General features: G+C 49.7%; 21 protein-coding genes. 16 read left to right on the top strand and 5 right to left on the bottom strand.

The features are described 5' to 3' along the window. Positions 1-131: 131 nt before the first annotated feature. Complete coding sequence (locus ACAN56_RS17075; RefSeq protein ID WP_379144370.1) at positions 132-965, bottom strand: MurR/RpiR family transcriptional regulator; 834 nt, start codon at positions 963-965, stop codon at positions 132-134. A 182-nt stretch (positions 966-1,147) separates the two neighbouring features. Here ACAN56_RS17075 and ACAN56_RS17070 point away from each other — a divergent pair, with 182 nt between their 5' ends. The 13 genes from ACAN56_RS17070 to ACAN56_RS17010 all read left to right on the top strand — a co-directional run bounded on the left by ACAN56_RS17070 (position 1,148) and on the right by ACAN56_RS17010 (position 17,578). Then, entirely contained in the window at positions 1,148-2,026 is an 879-nt protein-coding gene (locus ACAN56_RS17070; RefSeq protein ID WP_379144368.1) for a DUF8171 family membrane protein, read from the top strand. After that, positions 2,019-3,770, top strand: a complete 1,752-nt coding sequence (locus tag ACAN56_RS17065) for an ABC transporter ATP-binding protein (RefSeq protein WP_379144366.1) — start codon at positions 2,019-2,021, stop codon at positions 3,768-3,770. The genes ACAN56_RS17070 and ACAN56_RS17065 overlap by 8 nt, the downstream gene beginning before the upstream one ends. Beyond that, positions 3,742-4,578, top strand: a complete 837-nt coding sequence (locus ACAN56_RS17060) for an energy-coupling factor transporter transmembrane component T family protein (RefSeq protein WP_306080818.1) — start codon at positions 3,742-3,744, stop codon at positions 4,576-4,578. Before ACAN56_RS17065 ends, ACAN56_RS17060 begins: the two co-directional genes overlap by 29 nt. A gap of 35 nt (positions 4,579-4,613) precedes the next feature. Further along, the gene (locus ACAN56_RS17055) at positions 4,614-5,405 is read left to right on the top strand and encodes a PHP domain-containing protein (RefSeq protein ID WP_379144364.1); all 792 of its coding nucleotides are present in this window, start codon (positions 4,614-4,616) and stop codon (positions 5,403-5,405) included. A 755-nt stretch (positions 5,406-6,160) separates the two neighbouring features. Then, entirely contained in the window at positions 6,161-7,111 is a 951-nt protein-coding gene (locus ACAN56_RS17050; protein ID WP_156130912.1) for an ABC transporter permease, read from the top strand. A 34-nt stretch (positions 7,112-7,145) separates the two neighbouring features. Continuing rightward, positions 7,146-8,042: a carbohydrate ABC transporter permease gene (locus ACAN56_RS17045; RefSeq protein ID WP_379144361.1), complete on the top strand. Its 897-nt coding sequence runs from the start codon at positions 7,146-7,148 to the stop codon at positions 8,040-8,042. 88 nt (positions 8,043-8,130) lie between these two features. Beyond that, positions 8,131-9,777 (top strand): extracellular solute-binding protein, encoded by a 1,647-nt coding sequence (locus tag ACAN56_RS17040; RefSeq protein WP_038593678.1) that lies wholly within the window; start codon positions 8,131-8,133, stop codon positions 9,775-9,777. A 78-nt stretch (positions 9,778-9,855) separates the two neighbouring features. Further along, complete coding sequence (locus ACAN56_RS17035; RefSeq protein ID WP_340897771.1) at positions 9,856-10,875, top strand: LacI family DNA-binding transcriptional regulator; 1,020 nt, start codon at positions 9,856-9,858, stop codon at positions 10,873-10,875. Positions 10,876-10,882: 7 nt separating this feature from the next. Further along, entirely contained in the window at positions 10,883-11,869 is a 987-nt protein-coding gene (locus ACAN56_RS17030) for an N-acetylglucosamine kinase (RefSeq protein WP_340897772.1), read from the top strand. Next, positions 11,854-13,158 carry a 6-phospho-beta-glucosidase gene (locus ACAN56_RS17025; protein WP_038593669.1) on the top strand — a complete coding sequence of 435 codons (1,305 nt, stop codon included), beginning with the start codon at positions 11,854-11,856 and terminating at the stop codon, positions 13,156-13,158. Before ACAN56_RS17030 ends, ACAN56_RS17025 begins: the two co-directional genes overlap by 16 nt. Positions 13,159-13,461: 303 nt before the next feature. Next, complete coding sequence (locus ACAN56_RS17020) at positions 13,462-15,429, top strand: serine hydrolase domain-containing protein (RefSeq protein WP_379144358.1); 1,968 nt, start codon at positions 13,462-13,464, stop codon at positions 15,427-15,429. Positions 15,430-15,488: 59 nt separating this feature from the next. Beyond that, a complete protein-coding gene (locus ACAN56_RS17015; RefSeq protein ID WP_038593665.1) occupies positions 15,489-16,166 on the top strand; it encodes a response regulator transcription factor in 678 nt (225 codons plus the stop codon). Continuing rightward, positions 16,163-17,578, top strand: coding sequence for a HAMP domain-containing sensor histidine kinase (locus ACAN56_RS17010; RefSeq protein WP_379144355.1), 1,416 nt, complete (start codon positions 16,163-16,165; stop codon positions 17,576-17,578). Before ACAN56_RS17015 ends, ACAN56_RS17010 begins: the two co-directional genes overlap by 4 nt. Before the next feature lie 48 nt (positions 17,579-17,626). Here ACAN56_RS17010 and ACAN56_RS17005 read toward each other — a convergent pair whose 3' ends face one another. The 3 genes from ACAN56_RS17005 to ACAN56_RS16995 all read right to left on the bottom strand — a co-directional run bounded on the left by ACAN56_RS17005 (position 17,627) and on the right by ACAN56_RS16995 (position 20,545). Continuing rightward, positions 17,627-18,262: a TetR/AcrR family transcriptional regulator gene (locus ACAN56_RS17005; RefSeq protein ID WP_379144352.1), complete on the bottom strand. Its 636-nt coding sequence runs from the start codon at positions 18,260-18,262 to the stop codon at positions 17,627-17,629. A gap of 75 nt (positions 18,263-18,337) precedes the next feature. Continuing rightward, positions 18,338-19,510: a pectinacetylesterase family protein gene (locus ACAN56_RS17000; RefSeq protein WP_231578294.1), complete on the bottom strand. Its 1,173-nt coding sequence runs from the start codon at positions 19,508-19,510 to the stop codon at positions 18,338-18,340. Positions 19,511-19,666: 156 nt separating this feature from the next. Continuing rightward, positions 19,667-20,545, bottom strand: coding sequence for a CPBP family intramembrane glutamic endopeptidase (locus ACAN56_RS16995; RefSeq protein WP_052092158.1), 879 nt, complete (start codon positions 20,543-20,545; stop codon positions 19,667-19,669). A 168-nt stretch (positions 20,546-20,713) separates the two neighbouring features. Here ACAN56_RS16995 and ACAN56_RS16990 point away from each other — a divergent pair, with 168 nt between their 5' ends. Beyond that, complete coding sequence (locus ACAN56_RS16990; RefSeq protein ID WP_038593659.1) at positions 20,714-21,250, top strand: P-loop nucleotide/nucleoside kinase family protein; 537 nt, start codon at positions 20,714-20,716, stop codon at positions 21,248-21,250. 122 nt (positions 21,251-21,372) lie between these two features. On the opposite strand, the gene ACAN56_RS16985 is transcribed toward ACAN56_RS16990, so the two are convergent. Further along, the gene (locus ACAN56_RS16985; RefSeq protein ID WP_038593656.1) at positions 21,373-21,585 is read right to left on the bottom strand and encodes a hypothetical protein; all 213 of its coding nucleotides are present in this window, start codon (positions 21,583-21,585) and stop codon (positions 21,373-21,375) included. 238 nt (positions 21,586-21,823) lie between these two features. Here ACAN56_RS16985 and ACAN56_RS16980 point away from each other — a divergent pair, with 238 nt between their 5' ends. Both ACAN56_RS16980 and ACAN56_RS16975 read left to right on the top strand, forming a co-directional pair. Then, positions 21,824-22,663, top strand: coding sequence for a DegV family protein (locus ACAN56_RS16980; RefSeq protein WP_038593654.1), 840 nt, complete (start codon positions 21,824-21,826; stop codon positions 22,661-22,663). Positions 22,664-22,842: 179 nt separating this feature from the next. Further along, a complete protein-coding gene (locus ACAN56_RS16975; RefSeq protein ID WP_340897780.1) occupies positions 22,843-23,202 on the top strand; it encodes an acetyl-CoA acetyltransferase in 360 nt (119 codons plus the stop codon). Positions 23,203-23,299: the final 97 nt, after the last annotated feature.

Below are 23,299 nucleotides of genomic sequence, written 5' to 3'. Positions count from 1 at the left end.
CTAGACGTTTTTTTGCAACTTTAGACTTTTTAGTGTGGCGATACCAGCGTGATGGCGTGACTAGTATTACTAACAAGACTAATGTGACTAACATGACTTGTGTATCAGCCCTCAGTTCCGGCTCAACCGGCTCAGCTCCGCGGAAGTTTACTGCCGTATCTAGCCCGCAGCTGCTGAAGCTTTTCCAGCTTGCGCAGACTGTGCTCCTTGCTCAATAGCCCCACGCCGAGGATCAGATTCTCGATAATGTAGGTCGGGCCAACCATGGAGTGAAACTCCCATACTTCGCCGCGTCCCGCGTACAGCACGATATCGGCATCATAGGAACGGGGGAAGACCAGTCTGTCGGTAATCAGGATGACCACATACCCCGCTTCGCGCGCGTAATCGAGAATTACCTCCGTTTCCGGCAAAAGCTGGACAAATCCGAACGCCAGCACAACATCCTTTTTCCCGGCATGCATCAACGTTTCCAGCAGCTCGTGACCGCTCGGGGCCATCCGTTTGATCGTAATTCCAAAGCGGGCCATACGGTAAGCCATCAGTTCAGCGAGGCCCGCACAGGGTCCGGGACTGTAAACATAGATTTGCCTGGCCGCAGACAGGGCTTCTACCGCACGCTGCAGCAACGCGTCATTCAAATACCGGCTGGTCTCCTCGAGATGATGCGAGCTGATCTCCAGCAGCTTTTGCGGGAGGGAGCCGCTTCCGGTCCGCTGCATCACATCGCGCATTTTCTCGGACGGAGTGGATTCAAAGCGGAAACGGAGCCGGTTCTTAAAATCCTTGGCATGCTTGAACCCGGCGGCTTTCCAGAACCGGGAGACCGAAGCGATGCTTAAGCCCAGCTCGTTAGCGATCTCCTGCTCGGTCATGTAGAGGACGCGCTGCTCATTTTTGGGGATGAAATCGGCAAGGATCCTTTGATTCGGTGAAAAGGGGCGGCGGTTCCAGTCTTTGTACATAGCGGTAAGGCCTCCTGATTAGAAGATTCTGCTTCCACTATACGGCCCCAGTGTGTTGTAAATATTTTTACACCGTTAAAAAAACTGAAAAAAACATTACATTGCATTAACAATCGGGAAAAGCTGTGCTGACACGCACTTTCTATACTTAAGGTAATTTCCTGGAGGGGGCCGATTTGTTCATGAGTACGTTAAAAAACCGTTATACGCTGACCCAATCGCAAAAAATGATGATTTTTGTGCTGTCCATGTCCTTGTACGGGTTGTCCAACATGTTCACGGAGCTGATTCCAAGCCTGCAGCTTGGGCCGATTGAGCTGTCTGTCGAGTATTTCGCCTTCATCCCGCTCACGCTCTGTATGTTGTTTCATCCGCTATATGCCGCTGTGGGTGCCGCTGTCGGTGAAGTAATCTTCGGCGAGCTGATGCTCGGTCAATTCGGCGGCCTGGGAGAGCTGGAGAAATTCATTACCTTCTCACTGGCGATGTATACGGCAGGCCGCATGGTCTCCGATCCCAAGAACCGCAGGCAGGTTGGGGTGGCGGCGATCAGCGGGGTGGCCATCCACCAGTTCTTCAGCTCGGTCATCGACATCGTCAAGGTATGGGTCGGGGTAGAGGAGCTGGAAGCCGTTAAAGGACTGGCCGAAAGTATTGTAATCATCGAGGGTGTGGGTTTTCTGAATGATGTGCTGTTCTCCGGCATCCTGTTTGCACTGCTGCCGACGTTATATCTGGTGCCGCGTTTATACGGAAAAATCGAACCCCTGCTTGGAATGAAACCCCGCGAACGGAATATGAAATACACCAGCGGTGCCTGGCTTTCACCGAAGCTCGTCATTGGCGGCATCATGCTGTCACTGCTGGCGCTTGGTGCGGAGCTGCTGTCTGAATCCGGCTGGAGCATCGGTGAGTTCGAGCTGCCTGGGGCCGAATCTCATGAGGGAAGTCTGATCTGGTTGAGCATGCTGGCCGCTGCGGTTGTTGCTGCAACTGTGATTATTGTGCTGCTGCGCCGCGCTGCCCGCAGGCGGCAGGGGGGAGGCCAATTTGATGCGTAAACCGGTACTTGAACTGAAGGAAGTAACGTTTACGTATCCGGGTGCCGAGCAGCCGGTGCTGCAGGAGGTATCGCTCAAGCTCCAGGAAGGTGACTTTATTGCGGTGATGGGCAGCAACGGTTCGGGGAAATCTACGCTCTGCAAATGCTTCAACGGCCTGATCCCGCATTATTACACTGGTGATTTTGAAGGTGAGGTTTTGCTGCGCGGAGAATCTGCAACCGGGAAAAGTGTAAGCCAGCTCTCCAGACATATGGGCTATGTTTACCAGGATTTTGAGAATCAGCTGGTCCGTCCGACCGTGCTGGATGATGTATGCTTCACCCCGCTGAATTACGGCCTGGCCGATTACCGGGAGCGGGGAGAACGGGCACTTGCGCTGACCGGACTCAGCGGTATGGGCAGCGAATTCATCTGGCAGCTCAGCGGCGGGCAGAAGCATTTGCTTGCGCTGGCCGGAGCGCTGGCGATGGACCCGGATATTCTCGTCATTGACGAGCCGGTCGCACAGCTTGATCCGCAGCATGCCCGCCAAATCTACGACATTCTGCGCCGCCTGAATGAACAGCACGGCAAAACCATCGTCGTTATCGAGCATCATGCCGAGTTCATTGCGGAATACTGCCATTCGGTTGTGCTGATGGACGGCGGCAGGCTGCGCTGGCATAAGCCGGTGCGCGAAGCGTTGTCTTCGGTGGAGGAACTGCTGGCGCTGGGCATCTATCCGCCCGATGTGACCCGGGCAGCTTGGATGCTGCAGCCCGGACCCCGGAGCGGAACGCTATATCCGCTGAACATGGGGGAGAGCGGCGGCTGCTTCATGCGCCGCTGCGGCATCGAATGGTCCGCCATTGCCGCAGAGCAGCTTCCCGTACCCGTTGAGCGGAAGGGGGAGGCCATTGTCAAGATGGATAAGGTCCTGCTTTCCTACCGGACTATCCACAAAACGGTGCATCCGGTGCTGAAAGGCATTAACCTGGAGCTGCGCTCCGGGGAATCGGTTGCACTGATCGGCAACAACGGCGCAGGGAAGTCTTCGCTGATGAAGCTGATTGCCGGCATCACCACACCTACCGGAGGAACCGTTTATGTCAAGGGAATGAAGGTGAACGGCTTGCCGCCGGAGCGCCTCTCCGGTATTGCCTCCTATGTGTTCCAGAACCCGGAGGATATGTTCATCGACGACTCCGTGCGTGGAGAGATCGCCTATTACTTGAAGGCAAGGCGGCTCACAGATACGGATGAAACGGTAGAAGCGATGATGGAGGCCTTCCGTCTGCATGAGCTGGCCGAGCGTGACGCCCGCCTGCTCAGCGGCGGGCAGCAGCGCAGGGTTTCGCTGGCGATTGGCGCGGCTGTCCGTCCGGCAGTGATGCTGCTGGATGAACCTACCGCCAACCTGGATATTTCAACGAAGCAGGAGATGGTAGAGGTGCTGGAGACGCTGCGCAGTCACGTGGAGACTGTGGTCATTGCCACCCATGACATGGCGCTGGTAGCGGAATGGGCCAGCCGGGTGATCGTGATGAACGACGGGATGATTATTGCCGACGGAAGCAAGGATGAAATATTCTCCGACGGCGCGTTGCTGCGCCGCGCCGGGCTGGCTGAAACCCAGCTCATGGAGCTGAGCCGGATGCTGGGGCTGCCCCGCATCTGCTGCAGCCTCGAAGAATTTACCAGGACTGTGGAATGGAGAAAGGAGGCGGTTACGCATGGTGGAAACAGTCAAACGGGCACTTAACCGGATTTCAGTCGAGCAGATCAAGCTGGAGCTGCTTGGCAATGCTTACAACAGCAGCAGTACTTTCCTCGGCAGGCTGGACCCGCGCACGCTGCTGATCTGGTATGTATTCTTCGCGATTGCGCCCTGGTTTGTGTACAACCGGACGATATTGCTTGGTATGTTTGTGCTCATGGTCATCACGACGATCCTGTCCCGGGTGAGTCCCTATATCATATTTATTCTCTGCCTGGGGTTGATCAGCCAGATCGGCTGGATGTTCCTGGTGTCGCTGTTCTTCGGGGGCGGGGCAGAATCGCTGCTGCCCATGTTGACGCTGACGCTCAAGCTCTCCGTCATTTCACTGGCGAGCATTACTGTCTTCTCCAGTCTGGACCCGGAGCGGCTGAGTGACGGATTGTCCTCTCTAGGGGTACCGGATGCTTTTGCCTTCAGCTTGTCCTACGGTTACCGGATTCTGCCCACACTGCTGGAAGAGTTTCACCAGATTCTGCTCTCGTTCAGATTGAGGGGCCAAAGGCCGCTGAAGCATGGAATCCTGTACTGGCGCACTGCCGCTTATTATTTGCGGATTATCGTGCTGGTCTTCTATCCATTGATGCTGAATACAGCCAAACGTTCCCGGACAACCGTCGAAGCGCTGGAGACCAGAGGGTATACTTATGCAGTGAAGAATCCGCAGGTGCGAAAGATGAAGCTGTCATATCTGGCCATGAAACGAACCGACTGGGCTTTTATTGCAGGCTCTGCCGTGTATATAGGTTTGCTGTTTCTCGCGGGTTCTGCCTATCCGAATTTGCTCTATTAAACTCACCCACAAGCACAAAGGAGAGAAATCCATTTATGAATATAGATCTGCACACCCATGGCAAGCTGTCCAAGAAATCAAGCTTCTCCCCGGATTACTTCCGGGAGATGGTCAGGGAAGCTATAGCGAACGGTCTGGATGCCATCGCCCTAACTGAGCATTTCAACACCTCCAACTTCTTCGCGATGTATGAGACGCTGGACCGTATGTATCCTTACAACGGCCATTATTACGAGGCGGACGGCTTGAGAATTTTCCCTGGAATGGAAGTGGATATTGCCGAGACCGGCCATATTCTGCTGATCGGGCTGAAGGAGCATATTCTGGATGTCCGTTTCAGTCTTGAGGATTACACCAAAGAGGGGCATTTCATACCGTTCTGTCAGCTGCTGGATCTGGCCGATTCCCGGAACTTGTGGAAAATCGGAGGCCACCCGTTCCGGAGCTCCACTCCGCTGCATCATCTGGACCCGGAGCAGCTGGCCCGGCTGGATGCTTTTGATTTCAATGCCAAGGATATTTACATGCAGGGAGCGGAGGCGTACCGTGCATTGATTACTCCTTTTGCTGCCAAGCTGGGCGTGCCGGTCATTGCCGGAAGCGACAGCCATCAATGCCTACAATATGGCAGCGTGGTGAATAAGCTGGAATACGCCTGCTCCACGATGAAGGAATTGAGGGAAGCAGTGCGTAAGGGCCATTATTCCATAGAAGTCTCACCCTGCCTGCACACCAAAGTGAAAGCCTCGGTCATGATGAAAAAACTGCTGAAGCAAATGTCGGGCGAAGCCCCGTCCAGGGATGAGGCTGAGGAATATTCGGCTTAGCATGTAAAGATCTGAAGCCCGGTACGATCCCGCCGGGACTACAGAATCAAGCTTAGGATGCGTTTGTCATCTTAAGCTTGTCGGCACGATCAAAGGTTCAGTACTGACTTGTGAAATGCCCAAAAATAAATAAAGGCGAATTTCCGTTCAATTATGAATGAGAATTCGCCTTTATTTTATAGATTACTTCTTGTTTTCTACTTCAATACTGTCAATATTCCTTTGAGATTTACTGCAAATATGGTCATTATCACTCCTCAGTTTTAAATGGATCAGCTCATGTTGTACCCTTTCAGAATACAGTATCAAAATGCTTGTTTTAACGCAGAAGCTAATTTGAGTTTAATGTTATAATACATAACACTCGACGTGCGAATATTCAAATTTCAGTGATTTAGCCCTCGTTTTTTTCTGAAATACAATTAAAAACTTCAAAAAGTATCGACAATCTCATTTCAATGTTTTATAATCCTACTAACAAGTCGCCGAATGTGTAACATAAACTAACATAATGGAAGAGGTGATGACGCTTTAATATTTATAGCAGATACAAATTTTCAGTATTGACACACACGATAATAGCGCTTACAATCCCTTTAGGGAAAGGTCCTCTCACTGTATGAAATGTTCAAGGGCATGGAAGGAGGCTTTTATTTTTTTGAATGAAAGTTAAAAGGTTTTAATTATAATGATATTTTTTTAGGACAAAAGTTAAAAGGTTTTAATTTTACAGCACATGGGAGCGAGGGATGTTAATGATTCCAGTCTCAGTCACTAAAGAACATAAGATAAAGCAGGATTCGCTGGCACGAAGGTTTTTCAAACAATGGGATATTCAACTGATGGTGATTCCCGCATTGTTGTTCGTTTTTGTTTTCAGTTACATTCCGATGTACGGGGTGCTGATGGCATTTCAGGATTACAGCATTTATAAAGGTTTTCTACATAGTCCCTGGGTCGGATTCAAGCATTTTGAGATGTTCTTCAATGCTCCTGAATTCTGGACCGTGATGCGCAATACGCTGGTGATCAGCCTGCTCAAGTTCTTCGTTGGTTTTCCGGCTCCAATCCTTCTGGCGCTCATGCTGAATGAAGTCAAAAAGGCTGCATTCAAGCGGGTCGTTCAGACAATCAGTTATTTGCCGCATTTTCTGTCCTGGGTCATTGTCTCGGGATTTGTCATTTCCCTCCTGTCGACCGATAACGGCAGCATTAACATTCTTCTGCAAAGTGTGCATCTGATCGACGAGCCTATTAACTTCCTATCTATACCAGAATACTTCTGGACGATTCTCGTCACGACAGGTGTCTGGAAAGAAATCGGCTTTGCGTCCATCGTGTATCTGGCTGCGATTGCCGGTGTGGACCCTCATATCTACGAGGCAGCCTCCATTGACGGAGCTAGCAGATTTAAGCAAATTTACCGCATCACCATTCCTTCCATTCTTCCTGTCATTACCATATTTATGATCCTGGCTATCGGCAACTTGCTAAGTGCGGGATTTGAGGATATTTTGCTCTTGGGCTCCAACCCGGTATTGCGGGATGTCTCCGAAGTTCTGGACACGTATGTGTACCGGATAGGGATAGAGAATTCAAGATTCTCCTATGCGACGGCGGCTGGACTGTTCAAGGCGATCATAAGCGTAGGCATGCTGACTATGGCCAATCTCTTCTCACGAAGATCGGGAAACAGCTTATGGTAATCCGGGGATATGACTTGAAGGAGGCGGCTGCATCATGCACAGGATGAGTTTTGGAGATAAGATGTTGAGCTGGAGTATCTATTTTCTGCTATCGATATTGGCGTTTGTGACTTTCTATCCCTTCTGGAATGCGGCAGTTATTTCATTTAACAACGGAATGGATACGGTTATGGGAGGGGTTGCCTTCTGGCCCCGCGACTTCACACTGGACAATTATAAAATCGTGTTCGAGGATTCAAGGCTTGTGAACGGCTTTGTGATCACGCTGCTCCGGACAGGAGTCGGAACGTTGCTATCTATACTGGCTACGGCCATTCTGGCATACGGCATGACGAAGCAAGAGTTGATAGGGCGCAAGTATTACATGATTATGTGCATCGTTACGATGTATTTCAGCGGCGGTCTGATTCCTTCGTTCCTGCTGGTTCGGGAACTGGGACTAATGAATACGTTCTGGGTTCTGGTCATTCCGGGGATCATCAGCGTGTGGAACATGATTATCTTCCGAACCTTTTTCCTTGGGCTTCCCGGGGGCTTGGAAGAATCCGCGAAAATAGACGGATGCAGCAACTGGGGAGTATTGTTCCGCATCGTGTTTCCTTTATCCGGTCCCGTGCTCGCGACATTGTCACTGTTCACAGCCATTTATCATTGGAACGACTGGTTCATGCCAAGCATTTATATCAACAATGTCGATTTGCTGCCGATTCAGACCAAGCTCCAGCAAATCCTCAATTCCAATATTATGAGCGAGCAGATGAGCCAGATGGATTCAGCGGCCAAAAGCCACATGGAACAAATGAAGACCGTCACGAGCAAATCCTTGTCCATGGCGACCATGATGGTTGCAACCGTCCCGATCATGTGCGTGTATCCCTTCGTTCAGAAGTATTTTGTGAAGGGTGTGCTGGTAGGTTCGTTAAAAGAGTAGTCTGTTGCCTAGTGGCCCTCTGGCCATTCCTTCCGGGTTCAAAGCGTCATGCTTGACCAATAAATAGAATATGAAGGGAGTTTTTAAGATGGTAAAACTGAGGAGATCCATGTTTATGCTTCTGACCACTGCACTGATGGTCATGCCGATGCTGGCCGCCTGTAGCAGCAACAACACGAATTCAACCAATAAGCCTTCAGGAGAAACGTCTACCGGGAACAACAAGGAAGGGGGATTTGCCCTTGGCGATAAGCCACTGGAGTTCTCATTCTATGGGCATTACGATTGGTACTCCATGCCAGCCTGGGGAGAAGATCCGGCTACGAAATGGATAAAGGATACTAAGAAAGTCAATGTCGTTCCCATCAACTCCGGGGGGAATGCCAAGCAGAAGCTGAACACCATGATTGCCTCAGGCGATTTGCCGGATGTGATGTGGATGGAACGAGGCTCCGACATTGAGAAGCTGCGTGCGAACGGCTTGCTGGTGCCCTTGGACGATTATCTGGACAAATATCCTAACTTGAAAAAATGGGCCGGAGAATCGACGCTCAATATGCTGCGCTCCTCGGATGGCAAGCTGTATCAATTCCCGAACTGGTATACCTCGCAGCCTAACGGCAATGCCGGATATATGGTCAACAAGAAAATCTATGAGGAGTTGGGCTCGCCTTCATTAGAGACTACCGAGGATCTATATCAATATTTGAAGCAAGTGAAGGAAAAGTATCCGAACGTCATCCCGCTGGAAGTCGGGCAGGCGGATGGAATTGAGATTTTAACCTCGGCGTTCGCGGAGAACCGTCCTTATCGCTTTAATTCGATTATGGCCGTACCTCAAGGCAATGAGCTGACGTCCATCTTTAAAGATCCGGTATACCGTGAATCCATGCAATATTCGAGTAAATTAATGCGTGAAAGGCTGATGACGCAAGATGCGTTCACACAAAAGCGGGAGCAGGTATCGGAGAAGGTGACCACTGGACGGATTGCCGTATTTGCGTCATCGAGTCCAACAGAATTCGGGGCTGCTGGGGATGCTCTGCTGAAGGCGGCAGATCCGAAGGCAGGATATATTATGGTCTGGCCTATACATAAAGAGGGTCTGGATCGTAACAAAATCTTCCCGGGCGATTACAATCAGCTGGGCTGGAACGTAAATGTCATTACACAAGCTGCAAAAGATCCCGAGGCGGTCTTTGCCTTCCTGGATTGGATGACAGGACCGGAAGGACAGCGGGTAACGATGTGGGGGCCGGAAGGTTTATATTGGGACGGAACGGATGATGAGGACTCTCCGATTTTCACAGATAAATATACAAGTGATGTTGAAGGCCTAAGCAAATTGATGAACTCCACCGTGGACTTCCAATGGACAGGAAACACAGTCTATGTGGATAAGTCGAAGAGCAAATTTGAACAGACGCTGCCGGAGGACAAACGTAGCTGGGAGACACGCTGGCAGCTCGAAATCACCTGGAAGACGCAGTTTAATACGACGGAATTCGTTAATCTGGACCCGCCAGGCGATAGTGAAGAGGGAATCATTGCTCAGAGTGTGAAGGATGTGTTCGACAAGGCCAAATCCAAAGCCATCCTGAGTGCCAAAAATGATGAAGAAGTGCTGGCAATTCTCGATCAGGCTGAAGTGGATGCCCAGAAGAATGGATATGCCAAGCTGCTGAAGTATAAGACGGAAAGATGGCAGGAAAACCTGAAGAATTTGAACAAATAAAGCAAGCAAACTCCTACATCGAGTCCGGTGACACTCATGATATACTAAAAAGAACCAAATCAGATTAGGAGTTTACCTATGAAAGTTAATATATTCGATGTAGCCAGAAAGTCCGGATTGTCTGTCGTGACAGTCTCCCGTGTGCTTAACAATGTCTCATCGGTGCGGGAGAAAAACAGACAAAAGGTGCTCGAAGCCATTAAAGAATTGAACTATAGCCCGAACTCAGCAGCGCGAACCCTGGTCAGGGGGAAGACGGGTGTGATCGGATTAACGCTGACGGCCCTGAACGATACGGTGTTCGACAGTGTCGTGAAATCGGTCTTTGAAAGTCTCAAGCTAAGCGGCTACTTTCTGGCGCTGTCCATTGATTCCGAGCCTGTGAATGGCTTCTCAGAAGCAAGTAATTTCTTGTTCCAGGAAGATCGTGTAGACGGAATCATCGTACTTTCTTCATTAGAAGAAGAGGCTTATATCGCTGAGCTGGAGCGCAAGCGAATCCCCTTTGTGATGATTGACAGTCATGGGGAGCACAGCAATGTTACGACGATCAACGTTGACAACTATTTGGGAGGGTATGAAGCGACCAAACATCTGATTGCGCTTGGACATACGCGTATTGCCCATATCACCGGACAAAGCGTGTTCCTCAGCGCCCGTCAGCGGAAAGAGGGCTTCATGGATGCAATGAACGAAGCCGGACTGTCTCCCTTCATGATTATCGAAGGGGGGTTCGGCACCAATTGTGGCTATGGCCTCATGCAGGACATGATTGCCCGCGGCAACATCCCGTCTGCCATTTTCGCCGCCGATGATGTCATTGCACTTGGCGTCATCCGGGCATTGAAGGAAGCGGGCTACAACGTGCCGGATGATGTATCGGTCATCGGGTATGACGACCAGTCTTTTGCCCAGGAAGTTCATCCTGCACTCACGACCATCCGTCAACCGGCGGATCTGATGGGACAGCATGCAGTGAAGATCCTGCTGGACATGATCAATGGCAGCGAGGTCAGCCATACCAGAGTGCAGCTAAAGCCTGAACTGGTTTACAGGAAATCCACATCAAAATATAAAGGCGACATTAGTCAGGGGTGACTAGGGATTGAACTATTATTTGGGGATAGATGCAGGTGGAAGCAAGACCATTGCTGTAATTACAGATGAGTCAGGAACGATTGTAAGCAGTGGAATGAGTGGATGCGGTAATCATCAAGTCAATGTGGAGCTGGCCCGGACCAGCATTACCGAATCGGTCGATCAGGCGCTGCAAGGCGCGCGGCTAAGCCGCAGCGATATTGCGTTCGCGTCATTTGGACTGGCCGGAGCGGACCGGGAAGCAGATTATGTTGTTTTGCGCCCAATGATTAAAGCGCTGGGTTTCACCAATTATGAGATTGTCTGCGATACCGTTATCGGCCTGCGGGCGGGTACAAGACAGCCGTATGGTGTGGTGTTGATCTGCGGAACGGGAACCAACTGCCTCGGAATTAGTCCTGAGGGACAAGAACTGCAGTGCGGTGGCTTTGGTTATGCATTCGGAGATTTTGGCGGCGGAAGCGAGCTGGCTGTCGAGGTATTCCGTTCAGTGATCCGCTCCTGGGAAGGCAGAGAGGAACGGACACTGCTGACGGAAGCGGTGCTGGGTACGCTCGGGTATGACTCTGTAGAAAGCCTCTTTCATGATTATCTCGATCATGGCAGACATATTCCTGTGGATCTGACCAGGCTTCTCTTTCCAGCGGCGGATCAAGGTGACCGCGTGGCGCTTCGGATCCTTCAGCAGCAAGGGCTTGAGCTGGGTCTTTCGGCGAGAGCCGTCATTGAGAAGCTTGGAATGGAGGAAGCTACACTTGATGTAGTATTGGTCGGCAGTGTCCTGACCCGCAACGGCGGGAAATACATGGCACCGGCCATCAAGGGGCAGCTGACAGAAGGCTGCACAATACGTGTATTAATGATGGAGCCTGTGGGCGGTGCGATCCTGCGCGCGATGGAGAAATCGGGATTGACCATAGCGGATAAAGTATATGAAGCGCTTGAACAGCAGCTTTCCATAGAAGGAGTGAATACAGCATGGGTAAAAGCTTAAAGGTCGTTGTGATTGGCGGCGGTTCTTCCTATACGCCGGAGATTATCGAAGGGTTTATTCTCAATTTTGATAGCTTTCCTGTCCGTGAAATTGTGCTGGTGGATATCCCCGAAGGACAGGGAAAGTTAAAGATTGTTGGCAATCTGGCGCAGCGGATGATTGAGAAGTCGGGTCTGCCCATTACGGTAGAGCAGACGCTGAACAGACGCGAAGCTTTGGTGGGAGCGGACTTTGTGACCACCCAGATGCGGGTAGGTCTGCTCAAAGCACGGATCTGGGATGAGACCATCCCGCTGAAGTACGGGATCATCGGCCAGGAGACGACCGGACCGGGTGGCATGATGAAGGCGCTGCGGACGATTCCGGTGCTGCTGGACATTTGCCGGGATATTGAGGAGATTTGCCCGGAGGCCTGGATGTTGAATTTTACGAATCCGGCAGGGATGGTTACCGAGGCCATTCTGAAGCATACCAAGGTCAAATCCATCGGGCTCTGCAATTCACCGATTGCTGCTTATAAGTGGTTGTCGCAGTTGTATGAGACGCCAGCCAGAGACATTTACTGCGAATTTGTAGGCCTCAACCACCTGCACTGGATTACTCAGGTACACATTAAAGGAGAGGATAAGCTGCAGGAGCTACTGGATAACCGTGACGGTTATTCTGCCAAGAACGTGCCTCAATTCCAATGGAACGCCAGCTTTATCTCATCGCTCCGGGCCATTCCATCCTATTACTTAAAATATTTCTATCTGACCAGGGAACTGCTGGAGGAGCAGCAGCATGCCCTGGAGCATGAAGGAACCCGGGCCGAGGTGGTTAAGCGGCTGGAGGATGAATTGTTCGAGCTATATCTGGACCCCAATCTGTCTGAGAAACCTAAGCAGCTGGAGAAAAGAGGCGGGGCGTACTACTCGGAAGCCGCAGTGCTATTGATGAAATCCATTTACAATGATACTCGCGATATTCAGACTCTCAATGTGCGCAATCAGGGAGTATTGGATTTCCTCCCGGCGGATGCATCTATTGAAGTGAACTGTGTCGTCACTAGCCAAGGGCCGATTCCACTGCCTGTATCACGGGTGCCTGTGGCTGCCAAAGGGCTGATTCATGCGGTGAAAACCTATGAGCAGCTTGCGATTGAAGCTGCTGTTACCGGAGACAGAGGGCTGGCTCTGCAGGCTTTAGCGAACCATCCCTTGGTAGATTCCGTTAATGCAGCGGAGCAGATGCTTGAAGAAATGCTGCTCAAGAACAAGGACTATTTACCGTTATTCTTTAAAGATTGAGCCCGTAGCAGATTCTGTATTTGATGCTGTTTTTCATGCCGCTTTGGTCATTCCGGAGCGGCTTTTTTGATAGAAAGAATCTACGCAGATTTTTAGCGCATCGGTATTGAAATAGCCAGCTATATAAATTGAATCCCGGTAACTGTAAATAGACTGCTTTCTGTCGCTCTTGGCGGCGGCAAAGCAGTCTTGTTTGTTTTTTATAGCTTGTTAACAATCCATTCATAATACTTTGATAATCTCTATAAGTGTTAGGGCGGATGATCATCCAATCCCAATAAATGATGATACGGAGGATAAATGATGTTTACAATGATGAAAAAAAGGCTGATCGCTGGTCTGGCCGTCTTGGCTGTTCTAGGTGCCGGGTTAGGGGAAACCCTGATGTTTTCCGGGAAACTCGCCTCGGCCGAAACGGCTCAAGCCAAGCCAGAGGTGCATCAGATTGAAGCGCCAGGGAATCTTGATGACACTGCGGGTCTCACTACCTTCGTTGATGGAATCATGGAAGAAGATATGAACAGGCTGCAAATTCCGGGAGCGGTCATCTCCATTCTGAAGGACGGCAAGATTATCCTGGCGAAGGGATACGGCAGTTCCAACCTGGAAAAAGCTGCACCGGTTGATCCTGCAACCAGCATGTTCCGGATCGCTTCAACCACTAAGCTGTTCACCTGGACGGCGGTGATGCAATTGATGGAGCAGGGCAAGATTGATCTGGATACCGATATTAATACCTACCTGAAATCAGTGAAGATACCTGCTACCTATCCTGAGCCTATCACAATGCGTCATTTGATGACACATACAGCCGGGTTCGAAGAAGGTGGCGTCGGCTATCAAATCACCACGGACCCTGCCAAACTGCCGGGGTCGATCTCCGAAACGCTCGACAAGCATATGCCGGCACGGGTAAGACCGCCAGGCGAGATCAGTTCCTATTCCAACTATGGCGCCACACTCGCGGGCCTGATTGTGGAGGAAGTAAGCGGCATTCCTTACGATGATTACATTAAAAAGTACATTTTCGATCCGCTGGATATGAAATATGCGACCGTAGTGGAGCCTTTGCCGGAGCAGTTTAAGCCTTACGAAGTTCTGGGTTACACAAGTGAGAACGGCAGTTTTGTTCCCGGTACACCTACATTCGAAGGAGGTTTTCGTCCCGCCGGCTCAGGTACAGTATCTGCAGAAGACATGGCTCACTTCATGATCGCCCATCTGCAGAACGGGAAGTATGGGGACAAGGAGATTCTGAGAGCGGATACGGCTAAATTAATGCATTCAACGGCATTTCAATTCGACAAACGTATGCCGGGAGTGGATCTTGGATTCGCCGAGAAACGGTATAACGGCCTGAGTGTTATTGCCCATGGCGGTGCGGATCCGATGTTCAACACGGAATTGTATCTTGTGCCTGCTAAGAATGTCGGCATCTTCGTCTCCTACAATGGCGGTCAGGGCAGTGAGTCCGCAGAAGGTCTGGTTCGAGCATTCTTTAACAAATATTATCCTGCTCCTGTAACTCAGCAGCCTGTGATTTCCGCTTCTACGGAATCTCTAGAAAAGTATGCGGGCTCCTATCAATTTACACGCCGCAATTTCAGCGACATTGATAAATTTTTCAGTTTTTTCTCCCAGATTAATGTGACCGTCTCAGACAATAAACTGTCCTTGGGAAGTGGCAGTGAGCAACAATTATATGTACCTGTGGACACTAATCTGTTCCAGCATGAGGGAGGCGCGGAACAAATCGGATTTCGCACCGACGACTCCGGGAAAGTCACACATATGCTCTTGGAAGCTATTCCGGATATGCCGCTGGAACGCACACCGCTCATAGATAAGAACAAGTTCTGGTTTGTCCTGCTCGGCGTCTCGAGCCTGATTTTCCTCACTGCTCTGCTGGGACTACTGTTCTCCAGACGGAAGCTCAAGACGATGACGAATCCTGAAAAATGGGCGATTCGACTCTCCGCAGTGACGGCAGGTTGGGGACTAATAAGCTTTTTTACAACATTTGCAGTGCTTATGTCGTTGGACACGCTGGAGAGACTCAGCAGCGTCAGTACCTCATTTTATCTCGTTTTAGTCATGCCTGTGATATTCGTTGGAATGACTCTGGCTTTGCTTGTCTCGGCTGTGCTGGCTTGGAAGAACAAGTACTGGACGGCTTTCACGCGCGTGCATTACACTCTTGTCGCACTTTCGGCTGTGGCCCTGTGCCTGTTCTTTTACCATTGGAATCTGCTGGGCTGGCAGTTCGGCTAAGGCCATTTCTTGCCAGGAACAAATCATATATAATGTAAGCCTAAGAGAGGGGGATGATCGTGGCTACTATACTTATCGCGGATGATGATGCGAACATCCGAAAGCTGATGTCTTTGTACTTGCGAAAAGAAGGCTTTGAAATCAAAGAGGCCAGCGATGGCGTCAAAGCGCTGTCCATCGTGGAGAACTCGCGGGTGGATCTCGTTATTCTCGATATTATGATGCCAGGATTGGACGGTTGGGATCTGTGCAGAGAAATCAGGCGCTGGGATGCCAACCTCGGCCTCCTGATGGTAACAGCCAAAGCAGAGTCGGCACACAAGGTGAAAGGATTCCGACTGGGAACGGATGATTACCTGACCAAGCCGTTTGACCCCATTGAGCTGGTGATGCGGGTAAAAGCGCTGCTTAAACGCTCGCTGGTCATTTCTTCCCAGACTGTGCAGGTGGGCAATGTTGAGCTCAATCGCCGTACCTTTCAGGTCACCCGTGGAGATGAGCCGGTCGCTATTCCTTTGAAGGAGTTCGAGCTTCTGTTTCTGCTGGCCAGCCACCCCGGACAAATCTTCACCAGGGAGCAGCTGATTATGCAGATCTGGGGTTTGAACTATGAAGGGGATGGCCGGACCGTCGATGTCCATATCAGCCGGCTGAGGGAGAAATTCACCGGCAACGACGAGCGATTTCAAATCGAAACGGCCCGCGGCCTGGGCTACCGGCTGATTCCTGAGCCATGATCAAGACCTTGTATGTGCGTGTCATTCTCACGTTTCTCGGCATCATTATTTTTAGCCTAATATGCTCTTTTCTCATTGGTCTATATGTCTTTCAGAAGCAAATAAGCTATGAGGGTCAGAACGAAATGATCGCTGTGGGCAAGGAAATCATTCATCGTTATGATGACGCCAAACCTAAGGATACGGATGAGTTCCTGAACAGCATGGTTAAGGTATCCGCACACCCGATCCACTTGTACAATCCTTCCGGAGAATATACCTTCTATGGGCTTAAAGATAATCCGGCTGTCATTATCACCCCCGAAGCTGTCAAACAAGTGCTGCATGGAAAGTTCTATCGTTCCAGCTCCGATGATAAGGATATATTCATCGGAATGCCGTTTCTGCTAAAAGGGGAGTGGCATGCGATGTTCCTGCAGTATTCCGCCGAGAACGAAAATATCGTTAACCGGATGATGCTCTTCGTGCTTCTACTCGTGCTATTGCTCGGCAGTATATGTATTCTCATTGCCGCCAGGTATCTGGTGGAGCCAATCAAAGCACTGACAAATGCGACGAAGAGGCTGGCAAAGGGCGATTTCGAAGTAGAGTTAAAAGTGAACCGCGTGGACGAAATAGGGGATCTGACGCAAAGCTATGTGGAGATGGCCGGGGAGCTCAAGCAGCTGGAGCAGATGAGGCAGGACTTTGTATCCAATGTCTCTCACGAAATTCAGACACCGCTGACATCTATTTCCGGGTTTGCCAAGGCTTTGCGAAGCGATGATCTGGTAGTGGAGGAAGAACGCAGCGAATACCTTGATATCATTATTGCGGAGAGTGAACGTCTGTCCAGACTCAGCGATAATCTGCTGAAGCTTGCTTCCCTGGACTCCGAGCACCATCCTTTCGAAGCAGGCTCCTTTAATCTTGACGAGCAGATTCGAACCGTCGTTGTGACCTGCGAACCGCAGTGGTCGGCCAAAGGCATCGTCATTGATCTTGAGCTGCCGGTAGCTGTCAAGATCCAGGGAGATGAAGATCAGCTTAAGCAAGTCTGGATGAATATGCTTAGCAACAGCATCAAGTTTACACCGCAGGGCGGGAACATCCGTATCGGGATAGACGTAGGTGCAACAGAAATATCCGTTACCATTAGCGATAACGGGATCGGTATTTCCCCGGAAGAGTTCAGCGTGGTATTCCAAAGGTTCTATAAAGTCGACAAGTCACGGAACGGGAACAATAACGGCAACGGCCTCGGACTGGCGATTGTGAAGAAAATTGTCTCTCTGCATCAGGGGAGTATCGAGGTGGATGGTGCAGTAGGAGGGGGCACGACGTTTATCGTCAGACTGCCTTTCTCTCCATCTGCTGCGGCCAGCCGGAAGGGACATAAGCCCTCTGATGATGATCTGGTGGAAGGGAATTAAGCTGACTTCTGTGGAGTGTATTGCCCCTTAAGTGCTCATGAAGCACACTTAAGTGGTTTTGTGATGGTGGGAGTGCCGCACGCCCAACATGATGAAATCTTTGAACTGGCGATCGTTAGCCTTGTCTTCTTCTGTGACTGCTCCGCCGCGTTGGTGGGCAATAATTACGGCTTTTTGCAAATACATGAAATACAGGTGGGTGGACTTCAGCAGAATGTCCATCCACCTTGTTTTTTCCCCGGGAGCTACCGGTACGGTGTCCAATTGCACTAGGCGCGTGTACCACCCCTGCATCGCTTGCTTGAAATCAGGCAGTTCAGCGGGATTCTTGGACAGAGTGCTATAGTAGACGCCAAAAATGGCATCGTAATAGATCAACGACTCCTGATGCTCCCTAAGCGCCAAATACTTGTCCAGAATAATCTCCAGGGATTCTTCGGGCTGCTCGAAACTAAAGTCAAACAGCAGCTGTCCGAACATCCGCTCCAGATTCTCAACATAGATCTGGGCGGCTAATTCTTCCTTGTCCTTATAATGATGATACAAAGTACGCCGGGAGACACCGGCTTCTTCTGCAATCTGAGCCATATCGGTACGCTCAATGCCTTGCGTACAGAATAGGTTCAGCGCTGTATCCTTAATCATCTCCCGCGTCATTTGCATCTGCTTTTCACGCAGCTTCATGCATCTTCTCTCCTGCCTCTTGCCATTTTTCCGTGTGCTAAATGTCTTTAAATCTTAATTATGCTGAGCTTACTCTTACTTCTCAAGGAACTTGCTGCCCACCGAATAGGGCTTCTGATGGTTAACCGCATCCCCCAGCCATTTCAGCAGTGTAACTCCATCCTGTTCTGCTTGAAAAAAAGTTTCTCGCGTTGCAAATGTGTGCTGGGTTGTGCCCTTCTCAGCATCCAGTCCATAGTCCGTCAGATAATAATAATAATTTGGTAACGCGGCGTCCAAAGAACGCACGGATGCCCGCATTTGCTGTGACCATTCGTTGATCTTCTTCTGGTCCTGTGGCCCTTTATAATCATTGATGTTGTTCTGAAAGTGAATCAGGATCTCGTCAAATAACGAGTAGGATTGTAATAGTACGGCATTGGGCGGCAGGAGATGTCCGTTGGCTTTAAAGGCTGCCCCGATGATATCCGCTTCGGCGGGATACCCAAATGTCTTGGTAAAGTCAGCGTGCCATTCCTGATCCACAACCTTCGGCCATTTGTCCGATTTCAGGAAGGAGCTGTCTGAATATTGATAAATTTTGGAGTCCTTATAATGACTGGAAATCTCCTCCGCCCAGAAGGCGGAGCCGAACCCGCCGGCACTTTCGCCTGCGATGAGCAGCTTGTCGGGCTTATCCACATTAGCATAAATCCAGTCGAGGCTGCTCCGCACGTTATTGCTGCCGTTATAGCGCATAGTGAAGGGGGTGCCGTCTTCCTTCTTATATTCCGCATTGTGCTTGCCGATATGGAAGTCACCGGTCGAATAAGGCAGATATACAACATTCCAGCCGTTGAAGGGGTTGTCAGGGTTATCCGTGTCCATCATGCCTCTCAGCAAGGAGAGCATATAGAAGGGGATGTTGGGAAAATAATTGCCTGTATCCCCGCCCTTAATGAAATTCATGATCTTGATCGGATGCTCGGCGCTTTTGGCATCCCAACTGGCCCCGCCTCCGGAAAAGAAGATAATCCAGTTATTGTTTTCCCCTTTTTTATTCCATAGAAAATACTCTGAACCATCACTAGAGATGACATTTCCGTCCAGCTTGACTTTATTCCACTTGTAAGGCTTCACTTCTGCCAGTTCGGAGGTTGTGGTCACAGGTCTCTTGATTACAAAAGCGCTGATCGCAAGAACGGCTATCAAAATAAGACTCAACAATCCAATTCCTGTGAACATCGTGATTTTCCCTATTCTTCTCATATCCATCTCTCCCTTAATGGGAGTATACGTCAAGCTGACTCATTGCACAAGGTGTATACTTTAATGGTGGTGAATATAGTTGGTTGCCTCTATAAGGCTTGACGACTAGGCCACCACAAATTGAATTGCTCACTCTGAGATCTTCGGAGGCGTTTGTCATCTTAAGCTTGTCGGCATGTTCAAAGGTTGAGTACTGCGCTTTTTGGACAAATATATTATTACAGCAATTACTGACCAATATCCTGCAATGGCAGCGGCAGAAAGCTCTACGCCGAAATTCCCTCCAGTCAGTAAGGTGGAATCCAAGGTTAATTTGTAAGAGAGAATAACATTCTCAACAGGTTTTGTCCCAATATGTAAAATATCACCAATCATAACTATGTTCCATACAGCATGCACTATCGCACTGCTCCAAATGGAGCCGCTTCGGTACACGATTAAGGAGAACATAATGCCGACACTGGTCCCCCCGACGAAGAGCAGAAGCAAATCAGCGGCATTGAGGCCTGCGCCTATCGCATGGATCAAACCGAAGATGACAGACGGCACCCAGATTGCTACCGTTTTTCCCCACCGCAGTTCAAGTGATTTCATAATGATTCCCCTGAAGATCATTTCTTCAACGATGCCTGCACCCAGCCCAGTGCCGACAATTGCTGTTACAATAATGAGGGCAGTCTCTCCTGCATCCATGTTGCCGGGAATAAATTCACCGGGCAAGCATAACAGGATTGCTGATACAGCAACAGGCAGTGTAACGGCACACAGCAGCCATCTTGCAGCAGCACGCGGTCTATGTATGCGGCATTCCTGTAAAGACAGCTTCAGTATCCGTTCACTTAACAGCTTAACTCCCAGATAGGCAAGCGCAATATACAGCAAGTAATATAGAACAATGGATACCGTGTGCGGAAAGGGTACCAAGTAGATCAGACTTGCAATAACTTGGGCAAGGACCAGAACCAGGATTCCTCCAACTATAGCCAGTAAGGCTTTGCCAGTAGAGAGGCCGGCCCTCATGCTTTTTTTACTCATAATCAGTCTCCTTCTTGAATGTTGTCCCTTAATAGTATATCTTCATACTAATTCCCGTAACAACGGACCTTAGTCTAGCTTTTTATCGAACAGGATTTCGCCTGCCTGACAGAGAAATACATAGAAACGATCTGCACATTCGGTTGACCGGGAAGGAGATGACATCTTATGCGGAGTGAAAAGTCAGTGATCGGACAGCTGGTGCAGTACAAGGCGATGAACGCAGCTCCTGTCGTTGTGATGATGTGCGGAGTGGCAGGGTCGGGTAAAACAACCTTTGCTCAAAAGCTGGAGAAAGAGGGATTCGTCCGTCTCTCAATAGATGAAGACATTTGGGCTTCTCACGGACGTTATGGAGTAGATTACCCTGAAGAGAATTATGAGCAGTATAAAGAACAATCCGAAATGAAGCTGCGCGGGGAGCTGGTCCGCCTGATCCAGGGGAAGCAGCATGTCGTCATCGATTTCAGCTTTTGGCAGCGTCAAAGACGGAACGATTACAAGCAGCTGATTGAACAGTATGGCGGCGTGTGGGAACTGATTCATTTGAAGGTTGAGCCTGAGGAATTACGGCAGAGGCTGCTAATCCGCAGTGAGCGATTTGATGCCAATGCGGCGTTTCCAATCACTGAGGACACGCTTACACGGTTTTTAAACGGTTTTGAGACCCCTTCTGGGGAAGGGGAAACAGTGGTCGAAGCATAGATCATTCTCATATACCTACCCAAAATGCTAAGTTTATAAAAATATACCCAGTCTAACACTGAATTTTCGTGTTCTGACTGGGTATTTGCTTGTTGTAATGATATAGGTTAAGACTTAGCTTGTTATTCTTTCGTTTCTTTAGGAGTTACCCTAGCCGGTCGAACGACCCAATTGCTGCGGTTCATCGGTTTTACTGTATCAATCCGCGGATTCGGAATCTCAGGAGCGCTCTCGGCTGGGGTTGCCGATTCTGCGGATTCTTTGTCCGTTACATTTTTCTTCGCCAGTCCGCCTCCGTTATGCTTGCCTTTGTTCCATACTCTGTTCTTGCCCATGGTTACACTCCATTTCTATACGCTGATTTATTTACCATATCACAACATCGAAAGGTAAGAAAGTACACTTGAGCCTGCTATTTCAGTTATAGGGAGTCTTCAAACAGCAAAAATAGTCCGGAAAGTGAGTTAATGTGCCCCTAAGCATAAAACATATGTTTTGACAAGTTATAAAATGTACTATTGATTCGTGCTGATGGTGACTATAATAATATAGAATTGAAAGGAGAGCACCCTGATGCCCATCAAGATAATTACGGATAGCGGTTCCGATATCCCCCTTGAGTATGTTGACCAATATGATATTACTGTAGTCCAGCTGCCGGTTCATTTCGGACATGAGCTGATGCCGGAAGATACGGAAACGAAGGCTTTTTATGCTAAAATGCGTGAATCGAAGGAACTGCCGACCACAGCAAGTCCCAGTCCGCAAGTCTTCCTGGATAAGTTCAAAGAAGTGGAAGCAGGCACTGACATTATGGTCGTCTGCATGTCCTCCAATATTAGCAGCACCTATCAGGCCGCGATGATCGCCAAGGAAATGTATGAAGAAGAAGGATTTCCGAATGCGATTGAAGTTATAGATACGAAGAGATTTTCCGGTGGACTATCCCTGATTGTCGCCTTCGCGGCGAAATGGTCGGTGACCTGTTCAAGCCTTGCGGAATTGAAAGAAATGATTCTTCTCAAATCCCGGGAAGTGGAAGCATTCTTCACGCTGGATACGTTGGAAAATGTAATCAAGGGCGGACGGCTGAACCGTTTGTCTGGCGCGGTGGCTTCGGTGCTGAACATCAAGCTGCTGCTCAAAATCAGCGAGGAAGGCACAGTTGAGGTGGTGGAGAAAACCCGCGGGCTGCCCAAGGCGCTCAACCATCTGCTGGCCAAGCTTGAGGAGAAGCAGCATGATTATGAGAAGGCGGTTATTGCCATTGTGCACAGCAACTGCGAGAAGCTGGCCCTGGAGATTAAAGAACGCATTCTCGAAAAGCACCCCTTTAAAGAGGTCGTATTCTCCAGCATGGGACCGGTTATGGGCACCTATGCCGGCGAAGGCGGAATCGGAGTGGCTTTTTAAAGGGATGTAACCCTAAAAAAGATAAACAAGCCGTACATGGGAACTAGCCCCACGTGCGGCTATTTGGTTTTCCGGGAGACTTGTCTGGGGCGGCATTCTATACGATATGGGAGGGGAAGACACCTTACTATAGGCATTAGCATAGACTGAAGCAAAACCAATTACGGAGGTCAATCAACATGTCGACATATAATTCCAGCCAGCAAGCGACGGTTATCTATCAAGCCGATCCTGCTGTAGTCCAGCACCTGCACGGAGTGCGTGAATCTCTGCACCACTCCTGCAAGCCCTACTTAAACCACAAAGTGAAAGTACAGACGATTGACGGACTCATGCATGAGGGAACCATTGCGGGGATGGACAGTAAAAATCTGTACCTGTCAGTTACCGCCACCACACAATCTGTACGCGGATACTATAATCCCTACTACAAACCATTCCCGCCGGGTCCGGGCTACTATCCATATCCCGCGCCGATTAACAATAATGTGATCTTGCCGCTTGTGCTGTTCGAACTGCTCGCCATCTCTTTGATCTAATCCCGGGCCTATCACGAATACAAGACATGATCTGGATCATCGGCAGCTCTGCCGTATGTTCTGGTCATGTCTTATGCCGTTTGTATCTGTATAAGAT

The sequence above is a fragment of the Paenibacillus paludis genome, from assembly GCF_042610515.1.
Taxonomy (GTDB): domain Bacteria; phylum Bacillota; class Bacilli; order Paenibacillales; family Paenibacillaceae; genus Paenibacillus_AQ.
This window is presented reverse-complemented; position numbering and strand designations above follow the sequence as displayed.

Excerpts from the sequence above, each read along its gene's own strand:
- ACAN56_RS16990 (WP_038593659.1), top strand. The coding sequence starts at position 20,714 with ATGCGGAGTGAAAAGTCAGTGATCGGACAGCTGGTGCAGTACAAGGCG.
- ACAN56_RS17065 (WP_379144366.1), top strand. The coding sequence starts at position 2,019 with ATGCGTAAACCGGTACTTGAACTGAAGGAAGTAACGTTTACGTATCCG.
- ACAN56_RS17075 (WP_379144370.1), bottom strand. The coding sequence starts at position 965 with ATGTACAAAGACTGGAACCGCCGCCCCTTTTCACCGAATCAAAGGATC.
- ACAN56_RS17005 (WP_379144352.1), bottom strand. The coding sequence starts at position 18,262 with ATGAAGCTGCGTGAAAAGCAGATGCAAATGACGCGGGAGATGATTAAG.
- ACAN56_RS16985 (WP_038593656.1), bottom strand. The coding sequence starts at position 21,585 with ATGGGCAAGAACAGAGTATGGAACAAAGGCAAGCATAACGGAGGCGGA.
- ACAN56_RS16995 (WP_052092158.1), bottom strand. The coding sequence starts at position 20,545 with ATGAGTAAAAAAAGCATGAGGGCCGGCCTCTCTACTGGCAAAGCCTTA.
- ACAN56_RS17035 (WP_340897771.1), top strand. The coding sequence starts at position 9,856 with ATGAAAGTTAATATATTCGATGTAGCCAGAAAGTCCGGATTGTCTGTC.
- ACAN56_RS17025 (WP_038593669.1), top strand. The coding sequence starts at position 11,854 with ATGGGTAAAAGCTTAAAGGTCGTTGTGATTGGCGGCGGTTCTTCCTAT.
- ACAN56_RS17060 (WP_306080818.1), top strand. The coding sequence starts at position 3,742 with ATGGTGGAAACAGTCAAACGGGCACTTAACCGGATTTCAGTCGAGCAG.
- ACAN56_RS17070 (WP_379144368.1), top strand. The coding sequence starts at position 1,148 with ATGAGTACGTTAAAAAACCGTTATACGCTGACCCAATCGCAAAAAATG.
- ACAN56_RS17040 (WP_038593678.1), top strand. The coding sequence starts at position 8,131 with ATGGTAAAACTGAGGAGATCCATGTTTATGCTTCTGACCACTGCACTG.
- ACAN56_RS16980 (WP_038593654.1), top strand. The coding sequence starts at position 21,824 with ATGCCCATCAAGATAATTACGGATAGCGGTTCCGATATCCCCCTTGAG.
- ACAN56_RS17000 (WP_231578294.1), bottom strand. The coding sequence starts at position 19,510 with ATGAGAAGAATAGGGAAAATCACGATGTTCACAGGAATTGGATTGTTG.
- ACAN56_RS17050 (WP_156130912.1), top strand. The coding sequence starts at position 6,161 with ATGATTCCAGTCTCAGTCACTAAAGAACATAAGATAAAGCAGGATTCG.
- ACAN56_RS16975 (WP_340897780.1), top strand. The coding sequence starts at position 22,843 with ATGTCGACATATAATTCCAGCCAGCAAGCGACGGTTATCTATCAAGCC.
- ACAN56_RS17055 (WP_379144364.1), top strand. The coding sequence starts at position 4,614 with ATGAATATAGATCTGCACACCCATGGCAAGCTGTCCAAGAAATCAAGC.
- ACAN56_RS17045 (WP_379144361.1), top strand. The coding sequence starts at position 7,146 with ATGCACAGGATGAGTTTTGGAGATAAGATGTTGAGCTGGAGTATCTAT.
- ACAN56_RS17020 (WP_379144358.1), top strand. The coding sequence starts at position 13,462 with ATGTTTACAATGATGAAAAAAAGGCTGATCGCTGGTCTGGCCGTCTTG.
- ACAN56_RS17010 (WP_379144355.1), top strand. The coding sequence starts at position 16,163 with ATGATCAAGACCTTGTATGTGCGTGTCATTCTCACGTTTCTCGGCATC.